Annotated in this window: 2 protein-coding genes; both read right to left on the bottom strand. The window is 60.2% G+C overall.

Annotated elements, in window-relative coordinates; genetic code table 11:
• A partial coding sequence (locus ASU03_RS20430; protein ID WP_231731660.1) for a hypothetical protein occupies positions 1-181 on the bottom strand: 181 nt, incomplete at its 3' end.
• 195 nt (positions 182-376) lie between these two features.
• Positions 377-748 (bottom strand): extracellular solute-binding protein (locus tag ASU03_RS19390; protein ID WP_157466011.1); only part of this gene is annotated, 372 nt, incomplete at its 5' end.

The raw sequence follows: 748 nt of genomic DNA, 5'->3' as shown, positions 1-748 counted from the left end.
CGCCCAGCACCAGGGTCAAGGTATTGCCCAGCAGACGCGGCATTTGGGTGTCCCACAGGTGGGACCAGATTTGTGTGTCGATGCTTTGCCAGGACAACAGCAGGACGCTCAACGGCAGCAGCACCAGGGCGGCGACGGTGAAGACTGGCAGGTACCAGCGGCGTTGGGCGGGGTGGGCCAAAAGCGGATTCTCAAGCAGTGGATGATTTGGAGACCTACACAAAACACTGTGGGAGCTGGTTTCTGTGGGAGCCGGGCTTGCCCGCGATGCTGACACCTCGATTTATCAGAAATACCGAGGGGATGCTATCGCAGGCAAGCCAGCTCCCACACAAGCCCGCTCCCACATTAGATTTGCGGTGTTTTTAAGCCCGTATCAGTTCCAGCCCGCGCGATCCATCAGGCGAATCGCTTCGGCCTGGCGCTTGCCCGCGACTTCCACCGGCAGGGTATCGGCAACGAACTTACCCCAGGCAGCCACTTCTTCAGACGGCTGCACCGCCGGGTTGGCCTGGAACTCCTGGTTCACGTCAGCAAAGATCTTCTGTGCTTCTGGGGTGGTCATCCACTCCACCAGGGCCTTGGCCGCTTCCGGGTGCGGTGCATGCTTGGTCAGGCCAATGCCCGACAGGTTGACGTGTACGCCACGGTCGCCCTGGTTCGGCCAGAACAGTTTGACGCCCAGGTCCGGCTTTTGCTTGTGCAGGCGGCCGTAGTAGTAGGTATTGACGATGCCGACATCACATTG

Source organism: Colwellia sp. TT2012, assembly GCF_001440345.1.
Lineage (GTDB): Bacteria > Pseudomonadota > Gammaproteobacteria > Enterobacterales > Alteromonadaceae > Colwellia.
The sequence above is the reverse complement of the archived record's forward strand: the minus strand, read 5'-3'. Positions and strand labels throughout refer to the sequence as shown.